This is a genomic window from Stenotrophomonas sp. Steno-Z10-HUANG (assembly GCF_056393075.1).
This window is the reverse complement of the sequence record NZ_JBWJPA010000006.1, coordinates 149,817-164,904: the sequence shown is the minus strand read 5'-3', so window position 1 is coordinate 164,904 and position 15,088 is coordinate 149,817. Positions and strand designations below refer to the sequence as shown.

14 protein-coding genes are annotated in these 15,088 nt (G+C 70.2%); 5 read left to right on the top strand and 9 right to left on the bottom strand.

What is annotated here, in order from left to right; translation table 11 throughout:
• The first annotated feature begins 50 nt into the window (after positions 1–50).
• Both AC06E6_RS10320 and sppA read left to right on the top strand, forming a co-directional pair.
• Complete coding sequence (locus AC06E6_RS10320; protein ID WP_240212858.1) at positions 51–1,412, top strand: MATE family efflux transporter; 1,362 nt, start codon at positions 51–53, stop codon at positions 1,410–1,412.
• Positions 1,413–1,481: 69 nt separating this feature from the next.
• On the top strand, positions 1,482–3,389 hold the full coding sequence (sppA, locus tag AC06E6_RS10315; protein WP_240212859.1) for a signal peptide peptidase SppA: 1,908 nt from the start codon (positions 1,482–1,484) through the stop codon (positions 3,387–3,389).
• 74 nt (positions 3,390–3,463) lie between these two features.
• On the opposite strand, the gene AC06E6_RS10310 is transcribed toward sppA, so the two are convergent.
• Positions 3,464–3,682: a hypothetical protein gene (locus AC06E6_RS10310; protein ID WP_313232231.1), complete on the bottom strand. Its 219-nt coding sequence runs from the start codon at positions 3,680–3,682 to the stop codon at positions 3,464–3,466.
• 90 nt (positions 3,683–3,772) lie between these two features.
• On the opposite strand from AC06E6_RS10310, the gene AC06E6_RS10305 reads away from it, so the two are divergent.
• Positions 3,773–4,546: an SDR family oxidoreductase gene (locus tag AC06E6_RS10305; protein ID WP_104937836.1), complete on the top strand. Its 774-nt coding sequence runs from the start codon at positions 3,773–3,775 to the stop codon at positions 4,544–4,546.
• A gap of 15 nt (positions 4,547–4,561) precedes the next feature.
• Here the strand turns inward: AC06E6_RS10305 and AC06E6_RS10300 are convergent, their stop codons facing one another.
• The 8 genes from AC06E6_RS10300 to AC06E6_RS10265 all read right to left on the bottom strand — a co-directional run bounded on the left by AC06E6_RS10300 (position 4,562) and on the right by AC06E6_RS10265 (position 13,427).
• Positions 4,562–5,236 (bottom strand): DUF4124 domain-containing protein, encoded by a 675-nt coding sequence (locus AC06E6_RS10300; RefSeq protein ID WP_478061222.1) that lies wholly within the window; start codon positions 5,234–5,236, stop codon positions 4,562–4,564.
• Positions 5,237–5,333: 97 nt separating this feature from the next.
• A complete protein-coding gene (tsaC, locus tag AC06E6_RS10295) occupies positions 5,334–5,894 on the bottom strand; it encodes an L-threonylcarbamoyladenylate synthase type 1 TsaC (RefSeq protein WP_478061221.1) in 561 nt (186 codons plus the stop codon).
• A gap of 130 nt (positions 5,895–6,024) precedes the next feature.
• Positions 6,025–8,544, bottom strand: a complete 2,520-nt coding sequence (locus tag AC06E6_RS10290; protein WP_478061220.1) for a DNA topoisomerase I — start codon at positions 8,542–8,544, stop codon at positions 6,025–6,027.
• A 186-nt stretch (positions 8,545–8,730) separates the two neighbouring features.
• On the bottom strand, positions 8,731–9,651 hold the full coding sequence (locus tag AC06E6_RS10285) for an RDD family protein (RefSeq protein WP_478061219.1): 921 nt from the start codon (positions 9,649–9,651) through the stop codon (positions 8,731–8,733).
• A 33-nt stretch (positions 9,652–9,684) separates the two neighbouring features.
• Complete coding sequence (locus AC06E6_RS10280) at positions 9,685–10,383, bottom strand: pilin (protein ID WP_161614165.1); 699 nt, start codon at positions 10,381–10,383, stop codon at positions 9,685–9,687.
• A gap of 164 nt (positions 10,384–10,547) precedes the next feature.
• Positions 10,548–11,021 (bottom strand): DUF494 family protein, encoded by a 474-nt coding sequence (locus tag AC06E6_RS10275; protein WP_054668528.1) that lies wholly within the window; start codon positions 11,019–11,021, stop codon positions 10,548–10,550.
• Between the two features lie 43 nt (positions 11,022–11,064).
• Entirely contained in the window at positions 11,065–12,216 is a 1,152-nt protein-coding gene (gene dprA, locus AC06E6_RS10270; protein ID WP_161614166.1) for a DNA-processing protein DprA, read from the bottom strand.
• 74 nt (positions 12,217–12,290) lie between these two features.
• Complete coding sequence (locus tag AC06E6_RS10265; RefSeq protein ID WP_161614167.1) at positions 12,291–13,427, bottom strand: LysM peptidoglycan-binding domain-containing protein; 1,137 nt, start codon at positions 13,425–13,427, stop codon at positions 12,291–12,293.
• 130 nt (positions 13,428–13,557) lie between these two features.
• Between AC06E6_RS10265 and def the strand changes: the two genes are divergently transcribed.
• Positions 13,558–14,073, top strand: coding sequence for a peptide deformylase (gene def, locus AC06E6_RS10260; protein ID WP_478061218.1), 516 nt, complete (start codon positions 13,558–13,560; stop codon positions 14,071–14,073).
• Positions 14,074–14,161: 88 nt separating this feature from the next.
• A complete protein-coding gene (gene fmt / locus AC06E6_RS10255; RefSeq protein ID WP_161614169.1) occupies positions 14,162–15,085 on the top strand; it encodes a methionyl-tRNA formyltransferase in 924 nt (307 codons plus the stop codon).
• Positions 15,086–15,088 lie beyond the last annotated feature (3 nt).

Here is a 15,088-nt window from a genome sequence, read left to right as displayed (position 1 = left end):
ACCCGGCAACAGCGCGTCCCGCGCCGGCCGCAGTCCGCGCCATTTCCCGCATGTCCACCACCGCCACGCCGCGCTTCCGCCAGGAAGTGCGCGCCACCGGGTTGCTCGCCCTGCCGCTGGTCCTGGGCCATGTTTCGACCGGCCTGATCGCCTTCGTCGACAACACCATCGCCGGCCACCACGGTACCGATACCTTCGCCGCGGTCAGCATCGGCACCGCATTGCTGTGGCTGCCGATGCTGGTGCCGATCGGCACCCTGATCTCGCTGACCGCCTCGGTGTCGCAGCTGCACGGCGCTGGCCGCGAGCGCGACATCGGCCCGCTGTTCCGCCAGGCGCTGTGGTTGGGCGTGGGCCTGAGCGCGCTGATGTTCGCTTTCCTCAGCGTGGTGCCGGCGTTCCTGCCCGCGTTCGGCATCGCCCCGGAGATCGTTCCCGGCGCCACCGGCTTCCTGCACGCGATCCGCTGGGGCGTGCCGGCGCTGACGCTCTATTTCTGCATGCGTTACCTGAGCGAGGGCATGCACTGGACGCTGCCGACCATGCTGCTCGGGTTCGGCGGGCTGCTGGTGCTGGGGCCGCTGGGCTATGCGCTGTGCAATGGCCGCTTCGGCTTTCCCGAAATGGGTGCCGAAGGCCTGGGTATCGCCTCGTCGGTGACGATGTGGCTGCAGGCGCTGTGTTTCGCCGGCTACCTGTGGAAGACCCGGCGTTTCGCCCACCTGCGGCTGTTCGGCCATTTCGAGCCGCCGCGCTGGCGCGCGATCTGGGACCTGCTGCGTACCGGCCTGCCGATCGGCATCACCGTGCTCATGGAAGGCGGTCTGTTCATCATCACCGCGCTGCTGATCGGTCGTATCGGCGCGGTCGAGGCCAGCGCCCACCAGATCGCCATCAACGTCGCCCAGCTGTGTTTCATGATCCCGATGGGCGTGGCCGAGGCCACCACCGTGCGCGTCGGCCATGCGGTGGGCGGCAACGATCCGCTGGGCGTGCGCCGCGCCACCTGGGCCGGCTACGCGATCGTGCTGGTCACGCAGCTGCTGTCGATCACCGTGCTTCTGTTGGGCCACGACGCGGTGGTGCGCCTGTATACCGATGACCTGGCGGTGGCCGCGCTGGCCTCCACCCTGCTGCTGTACGCGGCGGCCTTCCAGTTCCCCGATGGCATCCAGGTGCTGTCGGCCGGCGCGCTGCGCGGGCTCAAGGACACGCGCGTGCCGATGTTCATCGCCATGTTCGCGTACTGGGGCCTGGGCATGCCGCTCGGCGCCGGCCTCGGCCTGGGCCTGGGCTGGGGACCGCAGGGCATGTGGATCGGCCTGATCATGGGCCTGACCGCCGCCGCGGTGCTGATGGGCTGGCGCCTGCGGATCAGCAGCCAGCGCCTGCTCCTCCAGCCGGCCCCCTGACTTGAAGCCCATGCCGGGTCCGCCGGTTATGGGTATCCTGCTTTGCAACAAGCCCCTTCCGGAGCGTCCATGAATCCCCCACCGCTGCCTCGCCGCAACCCCATCGCCCGCTTTTTCGTCGGGCTGTGGGACGTGATGAACTTCACCCGGCGGCTGATCCTCAACCTCGTGTTCTTCGGCCTGCTGTTCCTAGTGCTGATCGTGATGATGGTGGCGATGGGCAAGGGCGCATCGTCGGCCAAGATCCTGCAGGACCGCACCACTCTGGTGATCGCCCCGGAAGGCCGGCTGGTCGAGCAGTACAGCACCGATCCGGTGAGCCGCGCGCTGGCTAAGGCGGTGGGCGACAACAACGCCGAGGAGATCCAGCTGCGCGACCTGATCCGCGCCATCGAGGCCGCGCGCGACGACAAGAAGATCGAACGCGTGGTGCTGGAGCTGGACAAGCTGCAGCCCTCCGGCTTCGCCTCGATGCGCGAAGTGGCCGCCGCGCTGCAGGAACTGCGCGCCTCCGGCAAGCAGCTGGTGGCCTTCAGCGAGAACATGAACCAGTCACAGTACCTGTTGGCCGCGCAGGCCGACGAGGTCTACCTGGACCCGATGGGCAGCCTGCTGCTCGAGGGGCTGGGCCGCTACCGCCAGTACTTCCGCAGCGGCCTGCAGGACAAGCTGGGCGTGGACGTGCACCTGTTCAAGGTGGGTGAGTATAAGTCGGCCGCCGAGCCCTACGTGCTCGATGCCGCCTCGCCGCAGGCCAAGGAAGCCGACCTGTTCTGGATGAACGACGTGTGGCAGCGCTACCTGGGCGACATCGCCAAGGCGCGCAAGCTCGACGCCGCGCAGCTGGCCGCCGGCATCGACACCCTGCCCGAGGGCATCGCCGCCGCCGGTGGCGACCTGGCGCGCTTCGCCCTGCAGCAGAAGCTGGTGGACGGGCTCAAGACCCGCGAGGAAGTGGAAACGCTGCTCACCCAGCGTGGCGTGGCCGACAGCGACGCCGAGGGCGGCTTCCGCCAGATCGCGCTGGGCGACTACCTGACCCAGGTCGATGCGCGCCGCTCGCCGATCGATCACCGTCCGCAGGTGGCGGTGGTGGTGGCCGAGGGCGAGATCGCCGGCGGCGACCTGCCGGCCGGCCGCGTTGGCGGCGTCTCCACCTCGGCGCTGCTGCGCGCCGCGCGCGACGACGACGACGTCAAGGCGGTGGTGCTGCGCGTGGATTCCCCGGGCGGCGAAGTCTTCGCCTCCGAGCAGATCCGTCGCGAGGTCGAGGCGCTCAAGGCCGCCGGCAAGCCGGTGGTGGTGTCGATGGGCGACCTGGCCGCGTCCGGTGGCTACTGGATCAGCATGAACGCCGACCGCATCTACGCCGACGAATCGACCATCACCGGTTCGATCGGCATCTTCGGCATGATTCCCAACTTCGCGCGCAGCCTGGACAAGATCGGCGTGCATACCGATGGCGTGGGTACCACCCGTTTCGCCGGCGCGTTCGACGTCACCCGGCCGATGGATCCGGCGGTGGGTCGCGTGGTGCAGTCGGTCATCGACAAGGGCTACGCCGACTTCACCGGCAAGGTGGCGCAGGCGCGCGACCGCGACGTGGATGCCATCGACGAGGTCGCGCGTGGCCGCGTGTGGAGCGGTGCGCAGGCCAAGGAACGCGGGCTGGTGGACGCGTTCGGTGGCCTCAAGGCCGCGATCGCCGATGCCGCCGGGCGTGCCAAGCTCGGCGAGCCGGACAAGTACCGGGTGAACTACATCGAGAAGGCGGCCACGCCGTTCGCGCAGTTCATGACCGGCTTCGCCGGCAGCCGCGCCGGCGCCTGGATGCTGTCCGATTCCAGCCTGGCGCGGTTGATGCTGGCGCGCACCCTGCCGGAAATGGACGCGCAGCTGCGCTTCGTCGAGGATGCGGTGAAGGACCGCAACGGCGCGCCGGTCAAGGCACTGGCCTACTGCTTCTGCGGTCTGTAAGCGCCGCCAACGCGTGACCTGGCAACGCCGCCCCCGGGCGGCGTTGTCGTTTCAACCGTGGGGTGCGCGCGTGGCTACGGTGCGCGTCCGACCGGCCGTGCATGCATCCGTGCCCCGGCAGCCGCGACCGTATCGGCAGCGGTGCCGCCGGCCGGCGTCCGCGCGGGCAGGCCATCGCGGTGCGGCGCCGCGGCCTGGGGATCGGGCCGGCGCTCGGTTTCCGGCGGCTGCGGCCTGCCGCAACCGGCCAGCAGGGCCAGGGCCATCGGCAGCAGGCAATGACGGATGTCCATCGGCGTGCTCCTGTGCGGGCAGGCGTCCATCGTGACACACCGCCACGGCCGCAACCTGACCCGCGGCCGGCGCGGCGGTATCCTTCACCCATGAACACGAACCGCTGGCGGCTGGACGGACAGACCGCACTGATCACCGGCGCCAGCGCCGGCATCGGCCTGGCCATCGCGCGCGAACTGCTTGGATTCGGCGCCGACCTGTTGCTGGTGGCGCGCGATGCCGACGCGCTGGCGCAGGCGCGCGACGACCTGGCCGACGAATTCCCCGGCCGCGCCATCCACGGCCTGTCCGCCGACGTCGCCGACGACGAGGACCGCCAGGCGATCCTGGACTGGGTCGAAGACCATGGCGGGCTGAACCTGCTGGTCAACAACGCCGGCGGCAACATCACCAAGCCGGCCAACGACTACAGCGAGGACGAGTGGCGCGGGATTTTCGAGACCAACCTGTTCTCGGCGTTCGAGCTGTCGCGCTATGCCTACCCGCTGCTCACCCGCCACGCCGCGTCGGCCATCGTCAACGTCGGCAGCGTGTCCGGCATCACCCACGTGCGCAGTGGCGTGGTCTACGGCATGACCAAGGCGGCGCTGCAGCAGATGACCCGCAACCTCGCCTGCGAATGGGCCGAGGACGGCATCCGGGTGAACTCGGTGGCGCCGTGGTATATCCGCACCCGGCGCACCTCCGGGCCGCTGTCCGACGCCGACTACTACGACGAAGTGATCGCGCGCACGCCGATGCGCCGCATCGGCGAGCCGGAGGAAGTGGCCGCGGCGGTCGGCTTCCTGTGCCTGCCGGCGTCGAGCTATGTCACCGGCGAGTGCATCGCGGTGGACGGTGGCTTCCTGCGCTACGGGTTCTGAGCCGCGCCGGCGGCGTCAATGGCCGCCGCAATCGCGGTCCAGCCGTGCCTCGATGCCGCGCTGTTCGCGGGTCAGGGCCTGGCGTTCGCTCTGCAGCGCGCTGTTGTAGCGGCGCACCAGTTCCCAGCGACGGTCGCGCAGGCGCGCGCACACTTCCTGTTGTGGCAGCGGGTGACAGACATCGCGGACCCAGGTGCCGCTGGCGATGACGGCGCCGCCGGGGTGCGGGTGGCCGTGGCCGGGCCGTCCGCCCGCGACCATGCCGCCACCGGAAGCCGGTGGCGCGGTGCCGATGCGCCCGGGCGGGTGGTAGCCGCCGACCCACAGCGGCACCCAGCGCGGCGTGCCGAGACCGTCTTCGCTGGTGTAGCGCCCGCCATCCGGCGCGATGCACTCGTACAGGGGCTGCGGCGGCTGCACGGTGACGATGCGCACTTCGCGCTCCGGTGGCGGTGGCGCGGGCGCAGTGGCGGGCGCCACCGCCGGCCGCGGCGGTGGATCCTGGGGGCGCTGCATGTCCAGCACCTGCTGCCGATGCGTACCGGCGCAGGGGGCGTCCTGCAGCGTGACCGCGCCATTGGCAGCCACGCAGCGGTAAATGCGCACGCTGTCGGCCGGCGGCGGCTCGGCGGCCATCGCCATGGCGGGCAGCAGGCCCAGGAACCCGGGCAGGAGCAGGCGGACGCGCATGCGGCCATGGTGCCGCATCTGGCGGACCGCGGGTAGGCGTGCGTTTCCGGCCGGGGTGGCGGGCGCCTGCCACCCCCGGGCCCCCGCGCCGGGTGGCTTACTCGCGCAGCACCTGGCCGGTGGCGGCGACGCGGATGCGGGTGGGCTGCGCCAGCCCGCCGGTGGCGCCATCGAGCAGCCCGTCGAGCTGCGCCAGCAGGGCCGGGTCGAGCTGGTCGCGGGCGCGTGCCGGCGGCTGCCCGGCGAGGTTGGCGCTGGTCGAGACCAGCGGGCCGCCCCAGGCCTGGCACAGGGCGCGTACCTGCGGATGCGCACTGACCCGCACCGCGATGCCGCTGTGTTCGCCGGTGATCCAGCGCGGGGCGAGCGGCCCGGCCGGCACGATCCAGGTATGGGCCCCGGGCCAGCTGTCCAGCACCGCCTGGCGGCGGTCGTCGGCCAGCGCGTCCAGCCGTACCCAGCCTTGCAGCTGCGTCACGTCGGCGGCGACCAGGATCATGCCCTTCTCGACCGGTCGCTGCTTGAGCGCCAGCAGTTTCATCACCGCCGTTTCGTTGGCCGGGTCGCAGCCCAGGCCCCAGACCGCTTCGGTCGGATAGGCGATGACGCTTCCGGCGCGCAGCGCCGGGACCACGTTCTGCAGATCGAATTCAATCATCGGGGTACCGTTGGCTACCGCGGCGGTGGCCGCGGGAACGCAGGGAGGCCAGACGCGCCAGACCGCCCGTGGGCGGCCTGGTACGGGTACGCGATTATCCCCCTGCCGGGGCGGCAGGGCGAGACGGCGCTCAGAACGGCGGCGCGTCGTCGGCCGCCGGTTTGCCCGCGGCCTTCACCACGGCTTTCTTGACGGCCTTCTTCGCCGTGCTCTTGGTGGCCGTGGCCTTCTTGGCCGCCGCCTTCCTGGCCGGTGCCTTCTTGGTGGCCGGCGTCTTCGGCGCGGCGTCCTTCTTCACCGTGGTCTTCTTGACGGCGGCCTTCTTGGCCGCGGCCTTCTTCGCGCCGAAGCCCTTGCGTGCCGGCTTGCCGGTCTCGGCCATCAGCTGCTGGACCTCGGCCAGGGTCAGCGAGGCCGGCTCGCGGTCCTTGGGGATCTTGCCATTGAGGGTGCCGTCGCTGATGTAGGGCCCGAAACGGCCGTTGAGCACCTGGATGTCCGAACCCTCGAACTCCTTGATGATGCGGTTGCGGGCGATCTCTTCCTTTTCCTCGATCAGGAACAGCGCGCGCGCCAGGTCGATCTTGTACGGATCGTCCTCCTTCTTCAGCGAGGCATAGGTGCTGCCGCGCTTGGCGAACGGGCCGAAGCGGCCGATGCCCACGCTCACTTCCTCGCCATTGGCGTCGGCGCCGAGCCTGCGCGGCATGTCGAACAGCTTCAGCGCGTCCTCCAGCGAGATGGAGTAAATGCTCTGGCCGGGCTGCAGCGAGGCGAACTTCGGCTTCTCCTCGTCCTCGACGGTGCCGATCTGCACCATCGGCCCGAAGCGGCCGATGCGCGCGCTCACTTCCTTGCCGCTGCCCGGGTCGGTGCCGAGCACGCGCGCGCTGCCCGCATCGGTGCGGTCCAGCGATTCGCTCTTGTCGCTGACCAGCTCCTTGAACGGGCCCCAGAAGCGCTCCATCAGCGGCACCCATTCCTCCTCGCCGCGCGACACCGCGTCCAGCTCGTCCTCGAGCCGGGCGGTGAAGTCGTAGTCGACGTAGCGGGTGAAGTGGCTGGACAGGAACTTGCTGACCGCGCGGCCGACGTCGGTGGGCTTGAAGCTGCGGCCTTCCATCTCGGTGTACTTGCGGAACAGCAGGGTCTGGATGATCGAGGCGTAGGTCGAGGGGCGGCCGATGCCGTATTCCTCCAGTGCCTTGACCAGCGCCGCTTCGGTGAAGCGCGGCGGCGGCTGGGTGAAATGCTGTTCGGCGCCGATGCGTTCCAGCGGCACGTTGTCGCCGGGTTTCATCGCCGGCAGCTTGCGGCCTTCGTCCTCGTCCTCGGCATTCCTGCTGTCCTTGCCTTCCTCGTAGACGGCCAGGAAGCCGGGCACCACCACGGTGGTGCCGCTGGCGCGGAACACGTGTTCGCTGCCGGCGGACAGGTCGACGCTGACCGTGTTGAGCGTGGCCGGGATCATCTGGCAGGCCACGGCGCGCTTCCAGATCAGCTCGTACAGCCGGCGCTCGTCGTCGGTCAGGAACCTGGCCACCTGCGCCGGTGTGCGCAGCGCCGAGGTCGGGCGCACCGCTTCGTGCGCTTCCTGGGCGTTCTTGCTCTTGGTGGTGTAGGTGTTGGGCTTGTCCGGCAGCGAGGCGGTGCCGTAGTCGCGGGCGATCACGTCGCGGATCTCGACCAGCGCGTCCTGCGACAGGTTCACCGAGTCGGTACGCATGTAGGAGATCAGGCCGACGGTGCCTTCTTCGCCGATCGCCACGCCTTCGTACAGCTTCTGCGCCACCTGCATGGTCTTGCGCGTGGTGAAGCCGAGCTTGCGCGAGGCTTCCTGCTGCAGGGTGGAGGTGGTGAACGGCGGCGCCGGGCGGCGCTTGCGCTCCTTGCTGGCGACGTCGGTGACGTGCAGGCGGCCCTGCGCGGCCTGCTGGATGCGCAGGCGCGCGGCCTCGGCGGTGTCGCCGTCGGTGATGGTGAACTGCTCGAACTTCTGCCCGTCCAGCTTGATCAGCTTGGCCGAGAAATGCTGGGTCGGATGCGCGCAGTCGGCCTGGATCGACCAGTACTCGCGCGCCTTGAACGCCTCGATCTCCTCTTCGCGCTCGACGATCATGCGCAGCGCCGGGCTCTGCACGCGGCCGGCGGACAGGCCGCGCTGCACCTTGCGCCACAGCACCGGGGAGAGGTTGAAGCCGACCAGGTAGTCCAGCGCGCGCCGCGCCTGCTGGGCGTCGACCAGGTTGTCGGCGATGGCGCGCGGCTGCGCCATCGCCTCCTTGATCGCGCGTGGGGTGATCTCGGTGAAGACCACGCGCTGCATCGACTTGTCCTTCAGCAGCCCGCGTTCCTTCAGGATCTCGGCGATGTGCCAGCTGATGGCCTCGCCCTCGCGGTCCGGGTCGGTCGCCAGGAAGATGTCGTCGGCGCCCTTGGCGGCCTTGGCGATGGCCTCGACGTGCTTCTCGTTCTTCTCGATCAGGTCGTAGCGCATCGCGAAGCCGTGGTCCGGATCGACCGCGCCTTCCTTCGGGACCAGGTCGCGCACGTGCCCATACGAGGCCAGGACGGTGAAGTCCTTGCCGAGGTATTTGTTGATCGTCTTGGCCTTGGCGGGCGATTCGACGATGAGCAGGTGCTTGGGCATGTCAGTGGGTTCTTGCGGGGAGGGCGGGGCCCGGTGGGGGGCGCTAGGGTGGCGCAAACGCGCCCGATAGTGAAGCCGCGGGGCCGATGCGGAGATGCGCAACGCCCGGGCAGGGCCCGGGCGTTCAGCTTTCCTTGTCCAGAGAAATCACGGAGAGGCCGCCGTTGTCAAGCGGCGGCATGTGACTCAGCTGAAGCTGGAGGCGGCGATGCCGATGATCGCCAGCAGCGCGACGAGGCCCACCAGCACCATCACGCCGAACAGCGACAGGATCACGATGGTCACCGTGCCCAGCCCGCGCTGCTGCCACTCCGGGTGGTCGGTGAAGGCCCATTTGTCCACCACCAGGGTGTCGCAGATCATGTCGTGCAGGCTCTGCTTGCGCTCGGTGAAGGCGGCCATCAGGTAGCCGATGCACAGGATCAGGCCGCTGAGCATGGCCGCGAAGTAGCGGCCGATGCCGCGGGCGATGGTGATCCGCTCGCCGTTGCTGCGCACCACCTTGATGCCCACCGCCATCTTGCCCAGGGTGGCCTTGCCGGACGAGGCATGGAAGACCGCGTAGTAGGCGGCGGCCAGGCCGATGGAGACCAGGTTGGTCAGCAGCTGGATCGCGATGAAGCCCGCGCCCATGGCGTCGCTGCCGCCGCCGATGCCGGCCATACCGATGCCCAGCACCATGCCGATGACCATCGCGATCACGCCGCCGACGATGCCCACGACCAGGCTGTCGATGAAATAGGCCGCCACGCGCTTCCAGAAGCCGGCGTAGACGATCTCGCCGCCGCCGACCACCGCTTCGCCGGTGGCGGCGCTGGTGGGCGCGGCATAGGGCGACTGGGCCGCCGCACTGGCCTTGGCGACGGCGCTGCCGTCCTCGATCGCCTGGTAGTCCGCGCGCAGGTCGATGCCGGCCCCGGCGGCCGCCGGTACCAGCAGCTGCAGTTCCTCGGCCATCGCCGAAAGCGGCTGCCACTGCGACATGCCTTCGCGCCAGACCAGGCTGCCCAGGTCCAGCTCGTTCCTGCGGAACTTGTCGCGCAGCACGTCGGCTTCGACCGGCCCATGCCGCTCGCGCTGCGCATCGGCGTAATACCACTGACTCATCAATATTCCCCTGTGAAGTGTGTGCGTCCCGGCTCAGCCGCGGCACTGGGCTGGCAGATGTTGGTCCGCCACGTCGGACCGGCATGTCCAGGTGGCGGTCTGCGTATCGTAGTCGAGCCAGAGGTGCTTGCCGTCAAGCGCCTGCCTGCCGGGCACCTGGAAACGCGCCTCCACGCCGCAGTGGCCGTTCTCGAAACGGCCGATGCGCGCGCTTGCGACATCGCCGGCGGCGTAGCTTTCCGGGCTGTCGAAGCCGCTGTCACCGTTGACCGGGCAGTGGCCGCTGGCGCTGGCGAACCGCGCCACGTCCTGGGTGAGTGGCTGCAGCTGCGCCCACGCCGCGGTCACCTTCGCGCGGGTCAGGTAGCTGTTGTAGGCGGGTATGGCGATGGCGGCCAGAATGCCGCCGATCGCCAGCAGCGCGACGCCCGCAACCGCGGCGACGATGCCGGCCACGGCGCACCCGGACAGTCCGGGCCGTGGCGGCGCCGGAGCGATGATATATGCCTGTTGCACCGGCGGTGGCAGCGGCGGCCCGGAGGATTGGCCCGCGGGCATGTCCAGGCCGAGCTCGGCGGCGAAGTCGGCCAGTGGCCGCCAGTCGCTGGCGCCCTCGCGCCAGACCAGGGTGTCGCCGGCGATGCGGTTGGAGCGGAACAGCTCGACGATGCTCGCTGCGGGCAGGGGGCCGCGGCGTTCGCGGTTGCCCTCGGCATAGAACCACTGGCTCACGGGGGACTCCTTGTGGCTGTCCAGGGTGGGGCGCGTCGTGGCGCGCGGGGATGTCCTTTCCGCTACCCGCGCCGGCACCGGCGGGCCGCCAGGAGTCGGGCGGCGGGGTCGTCAGCGCCGCGCGGGCGCTCACGGTGGCGCGCGATGCGCCACGCCGTCGATCCTCAGTGCAGCGGCTCGGGCTCGTCGACGAACATCTGCGTTTCCATCCACGCATAGGCGGCTTCCGCGCCCGGCTGGTTGAACAGCACCATCAGCACCACCCACTTGAGGTCGTCCAGGTCCAGTTCGTCCTGGTCCAGTGCCATCGCCCGGTCCAGCACCAGTTCGCGCTGGTCGGCATCGAGGATGCCGTGCTGTTCCAGGAACAGCAGGAACCCGCGGCTCTCCACGTCCAGCTTGTCCAGCTCCGGGCCATGGAAGATGCGTACCGGCCCGTCCACCCGCGCCTGGCCCACGGCCGGGCGCTGCTCGGCCAGGGCATCGAGCCAGTCGAAGGCCTTGCTGATCTCGGTGGGGCTGAAACCGGCCTGGATCAGGCCGTTCTGCAGGGAGTCGCGGTCTCGGATGAGATCGGCGTCCTCGCTGAAATAGTGTTCGAACAGATACAGCAGGACGTCCAGGATGCTCTCTTTCATTGCCTCGGCCTGCGCCATGCGGCGCTGTGGAGGTGAAGGAACCTCAGGTGCGGGTGTAGCAGCCGTATGCGGACGACACCTTCCCTTCCAGTTCCATGACCAGCAGCATGGATGACAGCCTGCTGGCCGTCAATCCAGTGCGCCTGATCAACGAATCCATACCGGTTGGGTCGTAGCCCAGCGCATTCCACAAGCGCTGGTAGTCCGGGTCCGGTGGGGTGGGGGCCGGGCAAGGGCTGCCCGGGGCCTCAGGAATGGGGGTCAGCAACCGGTTTTGCAAGGCGCCCGCCAGTTCGCCGGCCAGATTGGCCACGCCTTCCATAATGTCCGCCGGTTGTGTCACCAGGATTGCACCGTCGCGTATCAGGCGATGGCAGCCGCACGCCATGGCGTTGCCGATCGATCCGGGCACCGCGAACACTTCACGACCGGCTTCGGCCGCCAGCCGCGCGGTGATCAGCGCGCCGGAGCGCGCGGCGGCTTCGACCACCACCGTGCCCAGGCACAGCGCGGCGAGCAGCCGGTTGCGGGCGGGAAACTGGCCGTTGCGCGGTGGCGTGCCGGGTGGGTACTCGCTGACCACTGCTCCGGTCGCGGCGACCTGCTCCTGGAGCGGGGCGTGGCGGCGTGGGTACGCCAGGTCCGGGCCGGTGCCGATCACCGCGAACGTGGCACCGCCGGCATCCAGCGCGGCGCGGTGGGCGGCGGCGTCGATGCCGGCGGCCAGGCCGCTGCCGATCGCCAACCCGCCCGCCGACAGCTCGCGCGCGAACGCGTAGGCGTTGTCGCGGCCCCCCGCGCTGGGGTTGCGGCTGCCGACGATGGCGATGGCCGGCTGCCACAGGCAGGCCGGGTCGCCATCGATGAACAGGGCCAGCGGGGGATTCGGGCAACGCCGCAGCAGGGGCGGGTAGTCCTCATCGCCCCAGCCGAGCAGGTGGTGGCGCGGATGCTCCAGCCAGCGACGTGCCTGCGCCATGCGCGCCGGTGCCGGCGCGACCAGCGCCTGCGCCTGCTGCCGGTCCAGGCCGGCGGCCTGCCACGCGGGGCGCCCGGCAGCCAGCGCGTGGCGTGCGCTGCCGCAGTGGTCGAGCAGATCGCGCAGCGGCCGGGCGCTGCCGCCGGCCAGCACCAACGCCAGCAGCGCCTCGGCTTCGTCTGCGCACGCGCCGGCAGGGTCGGGAAAGGCGGGCATGCGCGGATGCTGGCCCGGAAACGACGACGGCGCCCTCGGGCGCCGTCGTGCTGCTGCATAGGATTACGCCGCGCCTACTGCGCGTCCGGATGCTTGAGCTCGTAACCCACGCGTGCCGGCTTGGTGCCTTCCATCACCAGCGCATAGCTGACCCGGTCGAAGGTGCGGAACACCATGGCGTGCGCGGCATACTCGGCCGGCAGCGACACGCGGCCAGCACCGGGCTTGAGCCCGTCGTCGGTGCGCGACGTGGCCATGCCGGTCACGCGGTCGGTGACATGGCGGCCACTGCGCCAGACCGAGAACACGGTGCCGTTGTCGATGCCGTCGCGGGCGCCACCGGAAATGGCGATGACGTCGCGCGGACCGCCCGAGGTGAGGGCGTCGGCCACGGCCAGGACGCGCAGGTGGCCGTCCGCGATCGCCGCGCTGGGGGCGTGCGGCACGAACTGCAGGTCGTAGGGGCTGGCCTGCACCGGGACCAGGCGGTCGCCGGCGCGCACTTCGCGGCCGCTGGCCTGCAGCAGCAGGGTGCTGGTCTCGTGCTCGCCGTTGCCGACGCGGGTGACCGTGCCGGTGGCGACCTGGGCCAACTCGTAGCCCAGCAGTTCGTGGCGGTCGCTGCTGGCCACGTAGCTCCGCCACAGGTCGCCGGTGAACGGGGTCACGTTGCCGCGCTCGTCCAGGTCGTCGCTGGGCTTGGGCTGGCCATACCGCACCGTGGGCCGCAGCACGGCATAGCGCTGGCCGGCCTGCGCGCCCTGCAGGCCGCGCACATAGGCCTGCTGCCCGGCGCTGGCGCGCATGCGGTTGTCTTCCAGGCCGACCACGTAGGGCAGCTGCTTGAAGCTGTCCATGACGGTCAGGTTCTTCAGGAACGGTTCAACCTGCGCCAGCGGGATCGCGTTGATCGGCGCTTCGTCGCGCTTGCCCGGCTGGATGCTGCCCTGCGGCGTCACCCGGTCCAGGTAGGCCAGGCTCAGCACGTCGCCCGGGTAGATCAGGTGCGGATTCTTGACCTGCGGGTTGGCCTGCCAGATTTCCGGCCAAAGCCACGGCTTCTTCAGGAAACGGGCGGCGATATCCCAGAGCGTGTCGCCCTTGCGCACCACGTAGGTGTCCGGATGGGTGGCGCCGGTCTCGACCGCCACGGCATAGGTCGTCACGGTCAGCAACGCGACGGCGGCGACCGTACGTATTTGTTTCAGCATGGCTGCGATCTGCCTGATTCCCCAACAGGTTCGCGCACTATAGTGCAGAACCCGGGGCGCGGGGCAAGCGCAGGCGCTAGAATTGGGACGTCCTGCCGAATTGTGCGGCATCCCCATTCCGGTGCACCCCATGGCCCTCCTGCCCATTCTCGAATTCCCCGACCCGCGGCTGCGCACCAAGGCGGTCCCGATGGACCCTGCCGAAGTGACCACCCCGGCGTTCCAGCAACTGCTCGACGACATGTTCCAGACCATGTACGACGCCCCCGGCATCGGCCTGGCCGCCAGCCAGGTGGACGTGCACAAGCGTTTCATGGTGATCGACGTCAGCGAGGAGCACGACGCGCCGCAGGTGTTCATCAACCCGCAGATCGCCAGCGCCAGCGAAGGCGGCCGGGTCTACCAGGAAGGCTGCCTGTCGGTGCCCGGCATCTATGCCGACGTGACCCGTGCCGACAGCATCGTGGTGCGTTTCCTCGACCGCGAGGGCAAGGCGCAGGAACTGGCGGCCGATGGCCTGCTGGCCACCTGCATCCAGCACGAGATGGACCACCTGGACGGCAAGCTGTTCATCGATTACCTCTCGCCGCTCAAGCGCGAGATGGTGCGCAAGAAGCTGGCCAAACAGCGCAAGCACGTCGCCTGAGCCGCGCCCCCGGCCTGGCCGGGCGCGCACCAGCGCAGCGCACGGCGCCGACCCCGGCGCCGTCGTTCTTTCCGGGAGTTGGATTGCCATGAGAATCGTTTTTGCCGGTACGCCGGAGTTCGCCGTCGCCTCGCTCGGCGCGGCCGCGCGCCACCACGAGGTGGTCGCGGTCTACACCCAGCCCGATCGCCCGGCCGGCCGCGGCCGTGGGCTGATGCCGTCGCCGGTCAAGCTCGATGCCATCGCCCGCGGCATTCCGGTGTTCCAGCCGGAGAGCCTGAAGACCCCCGAGGCCCAGCAGCAACTGCGCGACCTGCAGCCGGACCTGATGGTCGTGGTCGCCTACGGCCTGATCCTGCCCAGGGCGGTGCTCGCCATCCCCCCCCATGGTTGCTGGAACGTGCACGCCTCGCTGCTGCCGCGCTGGCGTGGCGCGGCGCCGATCCAGCGGGCGATCGAGGCTGGCGACAGCGAGACCGGGGTCTGCCTGATGCAGATGGAAGCCGGGCTGGATACCGGGCCGGTGCTGTTGCGCCAGCACACCGCCATCGCCGACACCGATACCGGCGGCCTGCTGCACGACCGCCTGGCCGAGATGGGCGCGCGGGTGCTGTCCGATGGCCTGGGGCTGCTGCGCGCGGGCCTCAAGCCGGTGGCGCAGCCGCAGCCCGAGGCCGGGGTCACCTATGCGCACAAGCTCGACAAGGCCGAGGCGCGGCTGGACTGGAGCCAGGACGCCGCGGCGCTGGCGCGGCGGGTGCGCGCCTTCAACCCGTGGCCGGTGGCCGAGGCCATGCTGGCCGGCGAGCGCGTGCGCATCCACGGCGCGGTGGCCATCGACGACAACCGCGGCAAGGCGCCAGGCACGGTGATCGGCGCCTCCCGCGAGGGCATCGACATCGCCTGCGGCCAGGGTGCCCTGCGCCTGCGCGTGGTGCAGCGCGAGGGCGGCAAGGCGATCACCGCCGCCGACTACCTCAATGCCCGCCGCGACCTGCCGGTGGAGGGCTGAGCG